Annotated in this window: 10 protein-coding genes; 6 read left to right on the top strand and 4 right to left on the bottom strand. The window is 56.8% G+C overall.

The window, feature by feature from the left end:
• The coding region (locus ACJROR_RS14900) for an LTA synthase family protein (RefSeq protein ID WP_406547781.1) at positions 1-1,030 on the top strand (1,030 nt) is incomplete at its 5' end.
• Between the two features lie 410 nt (positions 1,031-1,440).
• On the opposite strand, the gene ACJROR_RS14895 is transcribed toward ACJROR_RS14900, so the two are convergent.
• From ACJROR_RS14895 to ACJROR_RS14880, 4 genes are all read right to left on the bottom strand, one after another.
• Complete coding sequence (locus tag ACJROR_RS14895) at positions 1,441-2,775, bottom strand: NAD(P)-dependent oxidoreductase (protein ID WP_406547780.1); 1,335 nt, start codon at positions 2,773-2,775, stop codon at positions 1,441-1,443.
• Positions 2,776-2,801: 26 nt separating this feature from the next.
• Positions 2,802-6,335: a pyruvate:ferredoxin (flavodoxin) oxidoreductase gene (gene nifJ / locus ACJROR_RS14890; protein WP_406547782.1), complete on the bottom strand. Its 3,534-nt coding sequence runs from the start codon at positions 6,333-6,335 to the stop codon at positions 2,802-2,804.
• Positions 6,336-6,341: 6 nt separating this feature from the next.
• A complete protein-coding gene (locus tag ACJROR_RS14885; protein ID WP_406547779.1) occupies positions 6,342-7,457 on the bottom strand; it encodes a 4Fe-4S binding protein in 1,116 nt (371 codons plus the stop codon).
• A 207-nt stretch (positions 7,458-7,664) separates the two neighbouring features.
• Positions 7,665-8,399 carry a M15 family metallopeptidase gene (locus ACJROR_RS14880; RefSeq protein ID WP_406547778.1) on the bottom strand — a complete coding sequence of 245 codons (735 nt, stop codon included), beginning with the start codon at positions 8,397-8,399 and terminating at the stop codon, positions 7,665-7,667.
• Between the two features lie 272 nt (positions 8,400-8,671).
• On the opposite strand from ACJROR_RS14880, the gene ACJROR_RS14875 reads away from it, so the two are divergent.
• The 5 genes from ACJROR_RS14875 to ACJROR_RS14855 all read left to right on the top strand — a co-directional run bounded on the left by ACJROR_RS14875 (position 8,672) and on the right by ACJROR_RS14855 (position 14,981).
• The gene (locus ACJROR_RS14875) at positions 8,672-10,078 is read left to right on the top strand and encodes a hypothetical protein (RefSeq protein WP_406547777.1); all 1,407 of its coding nucleotides are present in this window, start codon (positions 8,672-8,674) and stop codon (positions 10,076-10,078) included.
• Between the two features lie 91 nt (positions 10,079-10,169).
• Positions 10,170-10,523, top strand: a complete 354-nt coding sequence (locus ACJROR_RS14870) for a fatty acid degradation enzyme (RefSeq protein WP_406041954.1) — start codon at positions 10,170-10,172, stop codon at positions 10,521-10,523.
• Positions 10,524-10,585: 62 nt separating this feature from the next.
• On the top strand, positions 10,586-13,024 hold the full coding sequence (locus ACJROR_RS14865; RefSeq protein WP_406547776.1) for a hypothetical protein: 2,439 nt from the start codon (positions 10,586-10,588) through the stop codon (positions 13,022-13,024).
• A gap of 160 nt (positions 13,025-13,184) precedes the next feature.
• Entirely contained in the window at positions 13,185-13,676 is a 492-nt protein-coding gene (locus tag ACJROR_RS14860) for a hypothetical protein (RefSeq protein ID WP_406041950.1), read from the top strand.
• Positions 13,677-13,913: 237 nt separating this feature from the next.
• Complete coding sequence (locus tag ACJROR_RS14855; RefSeq protein ID WP_406041948.1) at positions 13,914-14,981, top strand: tetratricopeptide repeat protein; 1,068 nt, start codon at positions 13,914-13,916, stop codon at positions 14,979-14,981.
• The last annotated feature ends 380 nt before the right edge of the window (positions 14,982-15,361 follow it).

Below are 15,361 nucleotides of genomic sequence, written 5' to 3'. Positions count from 1 at the left end.
CAAAAATCTCATTCTCATCGATCTGGAATCCTTCAGCTCGTATCAGAGCAAGTTTTTCGGGGGCTTTTTTGACAGCATGCCGGAGCTGGATCGCCTGGCCCGGAACAATGTCAGCTTCACCAATTATTACTCCAACGGCTTTGCTTCGGATCCCTCGAATTTCGCCATGCTGACGGGGCAGCCCTATATCAACGGCTGGCGCTCTCTTACGGATCCGGTATTTTTTGACCGGGCTCTCCCCAAAGTGCTTCATGATCACGGCTATCACACCGCGGTGATGTATTCCGCCAGGAACGTTTTTCATGCGGATGAGCTCCTCCGGAAGGCCGGCTTTCAGGAGTTCAGCGACGGCAAGGATCCCCACTACGATATTTCCGAGCGGCTGACCTTCAATGCGGTGCCGGATCGGGATCTTTTTGACAATCTCTTCCAGAGAGTGTCCCGCTGGAAGCCCGGGATGCCGCCGTTTTTCACCATGGCGCTCACCGCCACCACCCACGCTCCCTTTCTGATGCCCCTGACTCATACCGGATCCTACCAGGGCACCCTGAAGTACACGGACAAGGAGCTCCGGGATCTCATAGCCCGGCTGGAATCCATCCGTTATTTTGATCATGGCATGGTGGTGATCGTGGCGGATCATCGGGTGATGCTCTCTTTGACTCTGGACGAGCAGATGGAGTACGGGGAGCGGGCTCTGGGCCGGGTGCCGCTCCTGATCATCGGGAGCTCCCTGGGGCGGAAGGTTTTTCGGAACAGCGTGGGGCATGATTCTCTTTCCGCCATCATCAGCTATCTCCTTCTGGACAGCTACACGGAAATGCCCTGGCAGTGCAATCCCCTGGCCCGGCCGGACTGTCAGGAGGACGTCTTTTATCAGAAAAAAGGCCCGCAGGACGAGGTGCTGGTCTTCCGGGGAGACGGGGACATTTCCCGGATTACGCTGGACGGAGATAATACCCGGGTGAGCTCCGGAAAGAGCGCCGGAGAGGAAGAACTCCTCCGGAAGGTCTGCTGGTTCCGGAAATAGGCTCTCAAATGCGCCGCTCCATATTTTTCCCTGCTGCCGGCTGATTTTGCCAGAGGTGCAGAATCATCTTTCCCTGCCTTAATATCCCCATGAGCGAGCAATAACAGAAGCTTTTAAGCCTCCCCGGCGTCCGAAAAAGGCCCGTATTAGCATGATATGGCCTTCATATTGCGGGAATTCCCGGACCTTGTGTCCGTGTGCCTTCAAGGGGCAGAAAAATGCTTTCGGGGCCGGTTTTCGCAAGTCGGCAGGGGGATGGGGGTAAACAGGGGGATCAGGAAGGTAAAGAACATCCTCCCTGACGGCCGGAAAAGCCCCTTCACAATAAAAAACGGGAGACCTCGATCTCCCGTTACCTCGGTTTGCGGATTAACCGCGTTTTAACCGCAAAGGCGCCTCAGCGCCATGCGTCAATTCCCGCTGAGCTTTTTATGGATGGCCACGGCTGCCTTGCGGCCGGCTCCCATGGCGCTGATGACGGTAAGAGGCCCCGTTACGGCATCGCCGCCGGCGTAGACTCCGGGTCTGGAGGTTTCCAGAGTTTCGGGATCCACTTCCAGCCGTCCCTTGCCATCGCACTTAAGCCCGCACTTCTGCATGAGATCCCTGTCAGCGCCGTTGCCGATAGCCATAATCACGCAGTCGGCATCCATGGTATGCTCGGTGCCGGGGACATCCACAGCCCTGTGATTCTCGTCCAGTTTGGTATTGAGGCACTTAAGCCCGGTAACCTTGCCGTCCTGACCGAGAATTTCCACAGGCTTGGTCAGGAAGACAAATTCCACGCCTTCCTCCTTTGCCTCCTTGATTTCCGCGTCATAGGCCGGCATTTCGGCTTCGGTGCGGCGATAGACGATAACCACCCGATCGGCTCCGGTTCTCACCGCGCTGCGGCAGGCGTCCATAGCTACGTTGCCGCCGCCGACAATGGCAATGGTGTGATACCGGGGGAACTTGTCAGCGGTGTCCTGCTTCAGGTTTATGGCATTCAGGAAGTCCTGCGCCAGATAGCAGCCGGAGAGATCCTCGCCGGAGACGTTCATGTTCAGGGCAACGCCGGTGCCCACGCCGAGGAACACGGCGCTGAAGCCCATGGCTCCCTGAAGATCGTCTAAGGTGAAGTCCTTCCCCAGAGCCTTGCCCAGTTCAAAGGTGACCTTCCTTTCCTCAAGCTTCCGGATTTCGTCCTTGACGATTTCCTTCGGGAGCCGGAACTCGGGAATGCCGTAGGTGAGCACGCCTCCTAAAACGTCCGTCTTTTCGAATACCGTAACGTCATAGCCCAAAGCGGCGAGATCGCCGGCGGCGGCGATACCGGCAGGGCCGGCCCCCACCACGGCAACCTTCTTGCCGATCCGGGGCGTTTCAGCGGCCGCGGTGGCAATGACGTGATTGCGGTGCCAGTCGGCCACAAAACGCTCCAGAGCGCCGATGCTGACGCTTTCGCCCTTAATCCCCCGGACGCAGTTCCCTTCGCACTGCTGCTCCTGAGGGCAGACCCGGCCGCACACCGCCGGAAGGCAGGTGGTCTTGCTCAGGATCTGATAGGCATCCTCAAAACGGCCTTCGCAAATGCAGTCGATAAACGCCGGGATGTGGTTGTGCACCGGGCACCCCTTGGTCATGCACGGATGCTCGCGGCACTTGAGGCAGCGCATCGCCTCGCAGATGGCCATATCCTCGGTGTAGCCGGTCTGGGACTCGGCAAAGCTGGAACGACGCTGAGCCACGCTCTGTTCAGGCATCTCAGTTCTTTTCCTGGTAAAGTTGATCATTTTCTGGGCTCCATGCTGTTCTTGCGATTAATCAGAGTTTCATACCGATCCATGGCCGCCTTTTCGGAAGCCTTGAAAGCTTCCTCGGCCTTGTCGGGGAACTTGAGCTTGAGTGAGTTATAACGCACCTCGCCCATCAGGAACTTCTGATAATCCTCGGTAGGTTTGAGACTGTCTATAGCCAGCGGATTCTTTCCCTGGGCCGCCAGATCCGGGTTGTATCTTAAGAGATGCCAGTAGCCGGATCTTACCGCATGCTGCATTTCCAGCATGGCATTGTTCATGCCGGCCTTCACGCCGTGGTTGATGCAGGGCGCATAAGCAATGATGAGGGAAGGACCGTTGTACGCTTCAGCCTCCTTCAGGGCCCTGAGGGTCTGAGCCGGATTGGCGCCCATGGCGATCTGGGCCACGTAAACGGAGCCGTAGGCCATGGCCATCTGAGCCAGATCCTTCTTCTTGACCATCTTGCCGGAGGCGGCAAACTTGGCGATGGCGCCGATCTGGGTAGCCTTGGAGGCCTGACCGCCGGTGTTGGAGTAAACCTCGGTGTCAAATACCAGAACATTGACGTTCTCTCCGGAGGCCAGCACATGATCGAGGCCGCCGTAGCCGATGTCGTAGGCCCAGCCGTCGCCGCCGAAGATCCACATGGAGGGCTTCCCCAGAAGATCGGCGTTATTGACGATAAACCGGGCGGCTTCATCGTCAGCCGGAGCAGCCTGGCACTTCAGGGCCAGCTCTTTTCCGTAAGCTTCGGAAAGCTCCGCGTCGTCCATGTGTTCTGCCCACTGTTTGCCCAGAATCTCCAGATCTCCCTTGAGAGAAGAGGCGGCAGTCCTGAGCTCCTGTCTCCGGGCGTTTACCGAAACCAGCATGCCCATGCCGAATTCCGCATTGTCCTCGAAGAGGGAGTTAGCCCAGGCCGGGCCCCGGCCGTTTTCATCAACGGTGTAGGGGGTGGAGGGAGCGCTGCAGCCCCAGATGGAAGAACAGCCGGTGGCGTTGGCAATGAACATTCTGGAACCGAAGAGCTGCGTAACCAGCTTGGCGTATGGAGATTCGCCGCAGCCGGGGCAGGCGCCCGAGAATTCCAGCAAGGGCTGGCGGAACTGGGAATTCTTAATGTCGATGTCCTTGTTGCTGATATCCTTGACCAGCTTCTTGCCGGCGAACAGGGCGTCATACATCTTCTGCCGCTTTTCAACCGCATCCTCGGTGGAAACCGTCATGGTCAGGGCCTTGTTATGGGCCGGGCAGGCGCTGGCGCAGGAGCCGCAGCCGGTGCAGTCCTTGACGGATACCGCCATGATGAAGTACTTGTCGGGAGAGCCCTTAAGAGGCACGGCTTCCGGATATTGGGCCGCTTCTTCCGCGGAAATCACAAACGGCCGGATGGCGCCGTGCGGGCAGACCAGAGAGCACCAGTTGCACTGCATGCAGTTCCGGGGGTTCCATACCGGAAGATCTGCGGCGATGTCGCGCTTTTCAAAGGCGGCGGTGCCGGAGGGGATCATGCCGTTAACCGTAGCCAGGAACTTGGATACCGGAATATGGTCGCCGTCCAGTCTGTTGGTGGGCACCATAATGTCGTTGAGATAATCGGTATGGGTCTGATCCCGGCCCGCAAGTCTGGGCAAAGGATCGTCATCAGGAGCGGTCTTCCAGGCTTCCGGAATGGTTACCTGATGCACGCTCTTAACACCCTCGTCCACCGCGGCATTGTTCATATCCACAATGTTCTGGCCCTTCTTGGCGTAGGTATGCTGGATGGCATCCTTCATGTAGGCCACGGCATCGTCAATGGGAATAATGGCTGCCAGCTTGAAGAAGGCCGCCTGCAGCACGGTGTTGGTGCGTCTGGCACCCAGGCCGATTCTCTTGGCGATGGATACCGCATCGCAGGTGTAGAACTTAACGTCATTGCAGGCGATGTAGCGCTTGACCTTTCCGGGAAGGTACTTATCCAACTCCTCGTCGTTCCAGGCGCAGTTAAGCAGGAAGTACCCGCCGGGCTTGACGTCCTCCACCATGTCATACTTGCGCAGGTAGGAGCTGTTGTGGCAGGCCACAAAGTTAGCCTGCTTGACATAGTAGGAAGACTTAATGGGATTGTCGCCGAAGCGCAGGTGGGAAATGGTCACGCCGCCGGATTTCTTGGAGTCATACTGGAAATATGCCTGCACATACTTGTCGGTATGATCGCCGATGATCTTGACGCTGTTCTTATTGGCGCCCACGGTGCCGTCAGCTCCCAGCCCCCAGAATTTGCAGGCATGAGTGCCGGCGGGGGAGACATCGGGATTCTGGGATCCGGCGATGGAGAGATGGGTGACGTCATCGTTGATGGACAGGGTGAATTCCTTTTTGGGAGCATCGCTCCAGAGGTTCTCGTACACGGCCAGAATATCCCCGGGCTGCACGTCCTTGGAACCCAGACCGTAGCGTCCGCCTACCACCAGTGCCTTATCCATCTTGGTACCCTTCAGGGCGGCAATCACGTCCAGAAGCAGCGGCTCCCCGATGGAACCCGGCTCCTTGGTGCGATCCAGAACGGCAATCTTCTTCACCGTGTCGGGAATCACGGAAACGAGATGCTTCGCGGAGAACGGGCGGTAGAGATGCACCTCCACAATGCCGGTCTTTTTGCCCCTGGAATTGAGGTAATCCACCACCTCCTCGGCGGCATCGCAGACGGAACCCATGGCGATGATGATCTCTTCGGCATCCGGAGCGCCGTAGTAATTGAACGGCTTGTAATCAGTGCCGATGGCCTCGTTGATCTTGTCCATGTAGCTCACTATCGTATCCACCGTGGACAGGTAGGCGCTGTTTGAGGCCTCCCGGTGCTGGAAGAAGGTCTCCGGCTGTTCGGCGCTGCCCATGCAGTGCGGATGATTCGGGTTCAGGGCGCTGTCCTTGAAGGCCTTCACCTTGTCATAATCCACCATGGACTTCAGGGTGTCGTAATCCCAGACGTGGATCTTCTGATACTCATGGGAGGTTCTGAAGCCGTCAAAGAAGTGCATCATGGGCACCTTGCCGGCGATGGTGGCCAGATGGGCCACTGCCGAGAGATCCATGACCTGCTGCACATTGCCGGAGCAGAGCATGGCAAAGCCGGTCTGCCGGCAGGCCATGACGTCGGAATGATCTCCGAAGATCGACAGGGCGTGGGACGCCAGAGCTCTGGCCGCAACATGGAACACCACCGGAGCCTGTTCGCCGGCCAGCTTGTACATGTTCGGGATCATGAGCAGAAGTCCCTGGGAGGCGGTGAAGGTGGTGGTATAGGAACCGGCAGTCACCGAACCGTGCACGGCGCCGGCCGCTCCGGCCTCGGATTCCATTTCCACGATCTTGACCTTTTCCCCGAAAATGTTCAGTCTGCCCTGGGACACCCATTCATCCATGCTCTCCGCCATGGGGGAGGAGGGAGTGATAGGGTAGATGGCGGACACCTCAGAAAAGGCATAGGCCACATGCGCGGCGGCCGTATTGCCATCCATGGTTTTAATCTTGCGGTTAATCATGATTTAATTCTCCTCTCCGGTTTTCGCCTGAACGCGTTCAAGGGCGGCTCTCTGAAGCTCCGCCGCGGCAGACACCTTCATTTCCCTGATCACATTTCTGCCGCACACATACTGGCAAACCTTGCAGTTTACGCAGGCATTGGGATCTATCTCCGCATGCATTTCCTTCATGTAAATCGCGCCGTTAGGGCAGTTGTCAGCGCAGTCCCGGCAGGCAGTGCAGCCGGAATCGCAGACCTGAGTCTTGTCATAGTAGTCTGCGGTGCTGGAGCAGGGCACCTGCTTGATCCCCTTGTACGGGACGATGCTGATAATCTTTTTGGGGCATTCCCGGACGCAGTCCCGGCAGCCGACGCACTTTTCCGGATCCACATAGGCGGTGCCGTCCACCACGCTGATGGCGCCGAAGCGGCAGACCTGGGTGCAGGAACCGAGGCCGCAGCAGCTGGTGTAGCAGAGATTATGCTCTTTGGGATCCACCTTCATGGCTTCATGGCAGTCCTTAACCCCCAGTTCCTTGTAAGCGGCCTGAGCCCTGCTGCCGCCGCTGCAGCGCACAAAGGCGACCTTGTCCTTTAATTTGGCGAGGTCATGGAGGGTGTCCTGAATGATCTTCTTTTTGCACTTGACCATGCAGGCCGTGCAGCCGACGCACTTTGAGTAATCAATAACGGCATGATTGTTCACGATGTGAACCGCGCCCACCGGGCAGGCTCTTTCGCATTCGCCGCAGGCAATGCAGCCATAGCCGCAGGTATTGCGCACGGTCTCCTCGTCCTCTTCGGAGGATGAGCAGGGAATAAAGTTCGTGGCCTTGCGGGGGATCATCTTTATCAGATGCTGCGGACAGACACCGGCAGCGGCGCAGTCGCCGCAGCCGTTGCACAAATCCCGGTCTACAGTAATGCGCCCGTCCTGGAGCTTAAGAGCTCCTTTGCTGCACGCGGAAACACACGATCCGACGCCGACGCAGCCGCTTTTGCAGTCGCCGCGTCTGAAACCGGTCTGAACCGCCTCGGCGCAGGATTTGCACGCGGCAAATCCCGCCGAGGCGGCGGCATGACCGTTACAGGCTACAAACGCCACAAGTTCGCTTGGTGAATTTTCTAAATTGTCCATATACAGCTCCTGTAAATGCCACTCTTGGCACACCATTCCTCTGATATATTCTTTTAGTTAAGCAATCGCTGCTTAAGGGCTCCTGCAGCTCTGTTTTCAGGCCGGCGCAAATGCAGGAGCTTTTCAATTCTGTGTTGTTGCTCTGGTTTGTCTTTATTCTCTGTCTGACTTTTTCCTTTCTGCCTGACTTTTTTCTTTCCGTCTCTGTTACCGGCTTTTCACCTGAAAACTCCGGCTGGCCCCCGGAGAGAAAATGCGGAACCTTTCCGCAAATTCGGCGGCGACGATTCCGGCCAGGATTTCCTTCCCGGGCAGGGCGGAATCCCTGATAAAGGCCAGACTCTCCTCCGGGGCAAGCGCTGCGGCAAGGACATCCGCATCGGGAGCGTAGCTGATATGCCAGAGCTCTCCGGCTGACCAGGGGGTGTCCTCAAGGTAGGGCCGGAAGAAGGCGCATTCCCTCATGTGCTCCTCCAGCCAGCGGGACAGGGGAGCCTGCGGCCCCTCCCGGTATTCCAGATTGGTGAGTTCCAGAGAGCCGCCCTCCGGCACCAGATCCGGATCATAGACGTCAATGTCGGTGCCGAAATGATGCCGGGACAGCCCCGGAACCGCGCTGAACACCAGAATGGCTCGGATAAGCTCCTCGGGATCCATGCCCCGGATGTCCAGAGGCTGTTCGTTTCGATCCAGAACCGGCCGGGATCCGTCCATTTTGCCGGCAAAGATCCTGCTCTGCCTCTCAAAGCTCCGGAAGCCCGAGGCGGCTCTGAGATTCAGGCCGTCCCGCCGGGCCAGATCCTGAAGTTCCCGGAAGGCCTGAGCGGCTCCGGGGGTAAGTCTGATGCCGGGTTCTTCTGAAGAGAGGGGAACCAGATGATCTTCGGTGAGGCCGTGAATGACCTCCGCAAGGTTCCCGTTCTGTAAAAATCCTGCCAGCATGCCGCCGTCTCCGCGTTTTGTTTTGCGTCTTGCTTAAAACGGGATCCGCCCGGAGGCTCACCCTTTCTGCAAAAAAATCTCACTTTGTTCAGTATAACCCGATAATGCGGCGTTTTTCGTGATAACACCGCCAAAATCACCCTATAGGGGCCGGGATTTCCCGGAAATTTGCTTACCGGGGCTGATCGTGCTAGTGTATAGACTGAGATATTATGCGGAAAACAGCGCTCCGGCTGCGTTCCGTTACCGCCAAGTTCCCCTGAGATGCTTTTATGGACACAGACTCTCTTTCCATAACCGCGCCGTTTCTGAGACCCGGCAACCCTCACGACGTGATGGGGTTTACCGATGCCGGCATCATGGAACGCCGCATGATGCGCCATCACGTGGCGGAAATCCTGGAGATTGCGGCCGCCCGTCCTCATGCCCGGATGGTGCTGGATCTCTCCCGTTTCTATCTCATGCGGGTTTCCCTTTTGGTGTCCATATATCTCTCCTCCCGGATCATCTGCGTGGGGGACAACGTGTCCGATCCCTGTCTCCGGCAGTATCTCAATGACGATGACCTCCTTATTACCGACCGGTTCCGGGGGTTTTCCGGCAACGACAACAGCATCGACATTTCCACCACCCTGACGTTTTCTTCCGCTCCGGAAAAGGATGATCAGATCCTGTCATCCCGGAAGATCGGGGATACCTCCGGGATCTGCTTTGCGCTGTTCGGGGGCGATACGGGGGTTTCCGTGCAGGAGTATCCCGTCTCTCTGAGCGTCATGGAGCAGCAGTGCCGGGATCAGATCCGGGAGATTCCCGAAATAGCCGAAGCCGGAGTGGCGGTATCTACCTTTCCGCCCACCCACGGCTTCGGCTTTTCCCATAGCCTGCTCATGAGCATGATGCTGGATCTCCCCATGTTTGACCGGCCCCTCAGGCAGGATTCCCAGATCTCCCTTCTGGGCATTCCCGAATATGCTCTTTTCACCTCCCCCGAGTTTCTTAACAGCCTGAACATCGGAGACGTGTTTCCGAACTGCAAGCTGGCTCTGGTGAACGGCTTTTTTGAAAAAATGATGCACTACATCGCCGCAAGCTCCATCATGGACTGTCCCATTATCGAAAGCCTGGGCACCCTGGCCCACGGCGTGATTGCCTTAAGGAGGCTTTCTCAGGGCAAGTCCTTCCGCTTTGTGAACAACGTGGTCTATCGCCTGGATGCGGACGGCGTTCTTATCTGCAACTCGTATTTTGACAGCGAGCGCTGTTCCTACCCCACGGAATACGTGGTCAGCGTTACCGGCCGGGAGTTTGTCATTACCGGGCGCCGGAAGAGACTGGTGACCTGCCGGGGGAAATCATGGAATCTGGACGACATGGAGAATACTCTGGAGCGGGCGGGCTTCGGCTCCCGGGTGGCGGTGTTCGAGTATGTTCCCTGGAAGGAAAAGGAGCGGTACATTGTCATTGCGGTGGAATCCGAGGAGCTCTGCGCTCTGTCCGCCAGCTCGGATATCGAGAACCGGGGGCTGGCCGCTGACTATGTGAACGAGATCCGAAATGAGCTTTCTTCCGGGGGGTATCCTTCAGAATTGTTGCCCCGCAAGGTCAGATTTGTCAGAAAAATAAGTTATAATGAGTTTGGAAGGCCTGATTACGAGAGGCTGAAAAAGCTGTTTGACTGAGCTCCGTCCGGGAAAAAGCTTTCCGGCGGTCGCGGAGATGCGGCAGCGATAAGACAGCAGCGCAGCGGCAAAGCAGTATAGAAGTATAGCTATGAAAAAATTTCCAGATATTCTGAAAACTGTTAAAAGCTCCCGGGAGCTTAAGCTCATTTTAAATATCGGAAAGGATCTGGCATGGTTTGAAGGGCATTTCCCGGAAATGGCCATCCTCCCCGGAATGGTAGCGGTGTTCTGGACCGAGGAATATCTCCGCATCTACTTTGCTCCCAATGCCGCCATTAAATCGGTGGATAACGTCAGGTTCATGCATCCTATTTTTCCGGACAGCGTGGTGGAGCTGGATATCGCCATTTCTCCGGAAACCAAAACTCTGCACTTTAAATTCTGCGATCCCGACAGTCCTGACATCTGGATCTACTCCTCCGGGGTGCTCAGGGTGGTATAAGCGCCCGTCCCGATCCGGGATTGCCCGGATCCGCCCCCTAAATTCTTGAATTCCGGTTTCCTATGCAAAAGATTCAGCATTTATTTTCTGTTTTTTTCCTTGTCCTGCTTCTGGTTCTCTGCTCCGTGGTGGTTTATTTCTACACCTCCCGGGATCAGGCCCTGTCTCTGGACTTTACCACGCAGGATCTCATGAAGTATTCCGAGGGCTCGGGCCTGAAGTTCACCGAGGGCAGCGATCTCCGGGTCTGGCTTTTTGCCCTGGACCGGCCGGATCTCCGGGCGGCTCAGGCGGATCTGGAGGCGGCAATTCATAAGCTCCCCGACATTGTCTGGCTGTCCGGAAGTCAGAAGCAGGAGCGCTTCACCCAGGATCTCAAAAGGCTTAATTATTACCGCAGCGTGGCCGGCAACACTCCCGAGGGCTTTGCCCGGAGGCTTAAGGAGCTTCAGGACTCCGGCCTTTCCGGGGAGGAGATGAACCATATTATTGCGGAGGATCCCCTGCTTCTGGACTATGCCGCCCCGGTGTCCTCCTTTAACCTGACCCCGGAAGGGCGGCTCAGCTTCAGACCCGGCAATGCCGACATGTGCGGCGGGGAGCAGTGTCTGCTTTTTTACGGGGAGATTGACCACAACGTCAGTCTGGAAAGCCTGAAACAGGCCGCCGAGGAGCTTGAGGCCATCAAGGTTCGCTATGAAGAGGCCGGGGGCAAGGTCATTGTGGTGAACCATCTCAAGCGGAGCCGCGATTTCCTGACAGAGACCTCCCGGACTTTGATCTATGTATTCCTAGCGGTGCTGGCCACGGCGGCTCTGGCGCTGTTTTATCTCTACCGCAGCCTGCGTCCCTTTGCGGAAATGCTGCTCTCCCTGACATTTTCCTACGGTTTGGCCATTATGGCCGTCTGGGGCTTTCTGGGCCATCTCCACATTATGACGCTGTTTTTCAGTCTGGTGTTCTGGATCCCCGGCATTGACATCTACCTTAACTTTAACAATGCCCGGGAATCGGGGCGGCTCAGAAGAAATCACATCAGAGGGGTCTGGGGCAGCATGCTCATCACCCTGGTGATCTACGGCACCATGGCTCAGATCGGCTTCCGGATCTTCTCGGAGCTTGCGGTAATCGCGCTTTTCTTTATTTCCCTGTTCTGCATTCTCTACGGCGTTCTGGTGCACCTCCCGCCGGCCCGGTACCGCGGCCATTACCGGATCTACCGTGCCATCGGAGGCCTCCGGAGATTTCTGACCATTCAGGGGGTGTCCCTGACGCTGGTGATCGGGCTGGCCCTGGTTTCGGCCTACGGCCTGATGACGGCGGCGGACGGCCTTATCTTTAACTATGCCCGGGAGGGCGCGGCGGACAAGGTGGCCCGCATCACCGCCAGCGGCCGGGATCTCACCGGCTATGAGGTGTCCGCCAGCTCGCCGGAGGTGCTGGACAGCAGAATGACCCGGCTCAGAGAGTGGCTGGACGGTCAGATCGCCGCCAACCGCATCGGTTACTATCTGCTGCCCTTTGACATGGTGATTTCGGAAAAGGTCGCCCTGATGAACCAGGAAAGAAACCAGGATCTTTATGAGAGAACCCGGGAGCTCCGTGACAAGGCCGGTCTTCATGGAGAACTTCCGGTGATTCCCGGGGAGCAGCTCCGGGGGCTTCTCGCGGACATGGCGGCCGCCCCGGCCATGCATCTCTTCTTTCCGGAAAACGATGAAGGGGTTTACCGGGCCAGTCTGGTGGTGTTCCGGGAACAGCCTGGCTTTTATAACGATCTCCGCCGGGAGTTTGCCTGGGCGGAATCCCGGGATCAGGTTTCCAGCTATATCCGCAGCATTGCTCCCCAAAGTGCGGACATCATCATATTCGTCACCATTATCTTCGTGATTCTGGCCGCGGTTATCTATGTGCTCCGGGGGGTGAGCTCCTTTGCGGGACTGACCCTGCCGGTATTCACCGGTCTGGGCTGCGCCGGTCTGGCCATGAACAGCTTCAGCGTGAATCTGTCATTGTTTTCCATTCTGATCATCCTTCTGGTTAGCGGCATTACCTTTGATTTTGCGGTGTTTTCCCGCCGGGCCGGCCGGTACCGGGACAGGAGAGCGGGCATTACGGTGCTGGTATCCGTGTTCATAAGCGAGAGCATGTTTGTCTATTTCCTGTGCTCCGGCATTCCGGTATTCCGCATGACCGGCGCGGTGATGATTGCCGGCATTACCGCAGGCGCGGTGTCCGCGGTGCTGCTTAACATGTTTATCCTGTCTTCCGGAAGAGGGCGCCTGAGAGCTGTTCTCAAGAAGCGCAAGGCAGCTAAGGCGGCTGCGGCAGCCCAGGCGGTGCTTCCGGATGCGGCAGCCCCCGGGGAGCCGGAACCCGCCGGGGATAATACAGAGGCGCCGGCCCCGGAGATTCCCGGGGATAAACCGCTCCCGGAGGAGAACCCGTATTCCGCCGCGCCGGCCTCCGAAAACGGAGATTCCGGGACTCGGGGAGACTGAGGCGCCTTTTCCGGAAAACCTCCGGCAGGCTTCAAAAAATCCGGACGGCAGATTTGCGGACTTCTGAAAATGCGTGTAATATAAAGCACGCAGGGCTTTTTCCGGGCCATCCCATCAGCCGCGCCGCAGCCTGGCGCCACGTTAAATCCGCGGGGGTTTTATGAAAAGGTTTACATTTCCCATGTCCGTTGAGGACTGCATTCTGAATAAAACTCCTAACCTGCTTCTTGACACTGTTGACAATGTAACCGCCGATATGGTTGTCTGCCGGATGGTGGTGGGCTCCCGGGACAGCGTGGCCTATACCGACGAGCATGAGCTTCCGGTAATGGCGCTTCTGGAGGTGATGGCTCAGACCATGAGCGTCTGGAGCACCCTGAATCAGTCCCGTTCCGACCGCAAAATCAGATTCGGCATTCTGGTGGATATTTCCCGCATGATTGTAACCCGGAACAGCCATCTCCCTCAGGGGATGTCTCTGGTGATCACTGCCCATCTGGATCGCCAGGAGCGAGGCTATGTGCGTTTCACCTGCGAGGTCAAGGATGAACTGGAAAACGAGATCCTGGCTACCGCCCGCATGACCGGTCTGGTGCCCAGCGATACCCAGATTCATGATTTCGTCAAGCATACAGAATTAAACCGTCTCTGAACCGCATTTCCAAAGTTCCGGAGCGCATTTCCCGAAAAGGCCTGACGGAAGCATTTGCCCGGCGGATTCCCGCCGGGGATGACAGGATGAAGGCCGGAACAGGGATATCAGGATGAGATAACCTGATAAGAATAACCGGGTGAGAATAGCAGGATGGGAATAGCAGGATGAGAGACGGGAAGTCTATTTGTTTTCGGGGACAGGGATATGCTGCCTGCCGCCCTAAAAGAGGTTTTTATGGTTAAAAAGACTGACGCTGATTCCAAAGGCTCCGGAAAGCCGGCTGAGGAAGGACAGGAGAAAAAGCCCCGGAGACGCAAACCGGCCCAAAGCTCCGCCTCCGCGGCTCCTGAAAATGATGCCGGAAGCTGCCTTATCAGCGAGGGGAAGCCTAACGAAGCTCAGCTCATAAACGAGGGCATCGGCGCCTTCAACAGTCAGGATTATGCGAAAGCCCGGCAGATCTTCCAGCGGGCCTATGAGGAGCATGATTACCGGAGCTGCTACTATATGGGCATGATGGCTCTCAGCGGGAGCGGCCTTCCCAAGGATGAAAAGCAGGCGGTGACGTATTTTGAGGAGGGGGCCAAAAATTCCTGCCCCTGGTCGCGCTATCAGCTGGGGGTAATGTACCGCACCGGCACCGGAGTCCCCCGCAATCTCAGCCGGGGCAACAAATACCTGAAGGATCTGGCGCAGTATTTTGCGGATAACGAGGGCAAGATTCTTCTCAGCGATCCCTATCCGGAAACCCTGTATTTTGTAGGACAGATGGGAGTCAGGAGCAAGGAGCTGGACAAGGCCGCTGATTTATTCACGAGAGCCCGGGTCTTCCTGTCCCAGCGCATTGCGGAGGATTATGCCGCTCCGGATGAAAATGATCTCCTCCTGATGGATAATCTGGTGGCCGCCTTGTTCCGGCAGGGGGAGTTCGACGTTTTTGACATCGATCTCTTTGACCTGATGTTCCTGTTCCGGGCCGGCTTCGTGGAGGTTTCCTTTGTTTACAAGGGGAGGCTTCAGAAGGTTACCAGTTCCATCGTTGATGACTGCATTGTGGTGGATTTCAACGGCGAGCGGTATCCCGGCATTATGGAATTCTTCCTGAACGCATGTTTCCCGGACGGCATGCCTCTCGTGCGGGTCTGGGAGCAGATGTATCTTTTTGAGGTGCTCAGCATTCCGGCTCTGGACAAGGATCTGGAAGCGCACCGGCAGCGCTATGCCAAGGAGCATGAACAGGAGGAACGGGATTACGAAGAGGAGTGCGATTTGTTTATCAAGCGCACTCAGGAGGCGGAGTAGAAACTTACCCCATTGGCAGTTTTTTAGAGTTCAAAGGACAAGCCCGGCAAATGCCGGGCTTTTTTTGCGGATCTGAGAACTGAACAGGATGCCGGAAAAAGCAATTCAAATATAATTAGTGACGCTATTGATGGTTTTGACGGAAGCTCAGGGTTATCCGATGCCACGGGAATTCCTGAGAGCGGCGCTGCGAAGAAACATCGGTGGTTGCAACTGCGCTGACAGCAAAGGTATTTGGAACAGCAGCAATAATGCAGCGCGGCAGATATTATCAAGGGCGTAATCAAAGTAATCCGAAGATCGAAAAGAATCGGCTCATACACTCAGTTTCGTAAACTGAGGTTGCTCTGTCCTTGTTTACGAACCTGCAGATCTCCCTT

The sequence above is a fragment of the Succinimonas sp. genome (assembly GCF_045225735.1).
Lineage (GTDB): Bacteria > Pseudomonadota > Gammaproteobacteria > Enterobacterales > Succinivibrionaceae > Succinimonas.
Note: the sequence above shows the minus strand (reverse complement) of the source record. Positions and strands in the feature narration are given on the sequence as shown.

Bases quoted from the DNA above. Each gene is read 5' to 3' on its own strand.
- ACJROR_RS14895 (WP_406547780.1), bottom strand. From the start codon at position 2,775: ATGCCTGAACAGAGCGTGGCTCAGCGTCGTTCCAGCTTTGCCGAGTCC.
- ACJROR_RS14885 (WP_406547779.1), bottom strand. From the start codon at position 7,457: ATGGACAATTTAGAAAATTCACCAAGCGAACTTGTGGCGTTTGTAGCC.
- ACJROR_RS14880 (WP_406547778.1), bottom strand. From the start codon at position 8,399: ATGCTGGCAGGATTTTTACAGAACGGGAACCTTGCGGAGGTCATTCAC.
- ACJROR_RS14875 (WP_406547777.1), top strand. From the start codon at position 8,672: ATGGACACAGACTCTCTTTCCATAACCGCGCCGTTTCTGAGACCCGGC.
- ACJROR_RS14870 (WP_406041954.1), top strand. From the start codon at position 10,170: ATGAAAAAATTTCCAGATATTCTGAAAACTGTTAAAAGCTCCCGGGAG.
- ACJROR_RS14865 (WP_406547776.1), top strand. From the start codon at position 10,586: ATGCAAAAGATTCAGCATTTATTTTCTGTTTTTTTCCTTGTCCTGCTT.
- ACJROR_RS14860 (WP_406041950.1), top strand. From the start codon at position 13,185: ATGAAAAGGTTTACATTTCCCATGTCCGTTGAGGACTGCATTCTGAAT.
- ACJROR_RS14855 (WP_406041948.1), top strand. From the start codon at position 13,914: ATGGTTAAAAAGACTGACGCTGATTCCAAAGGCTCCGGAAAGCCGGCT.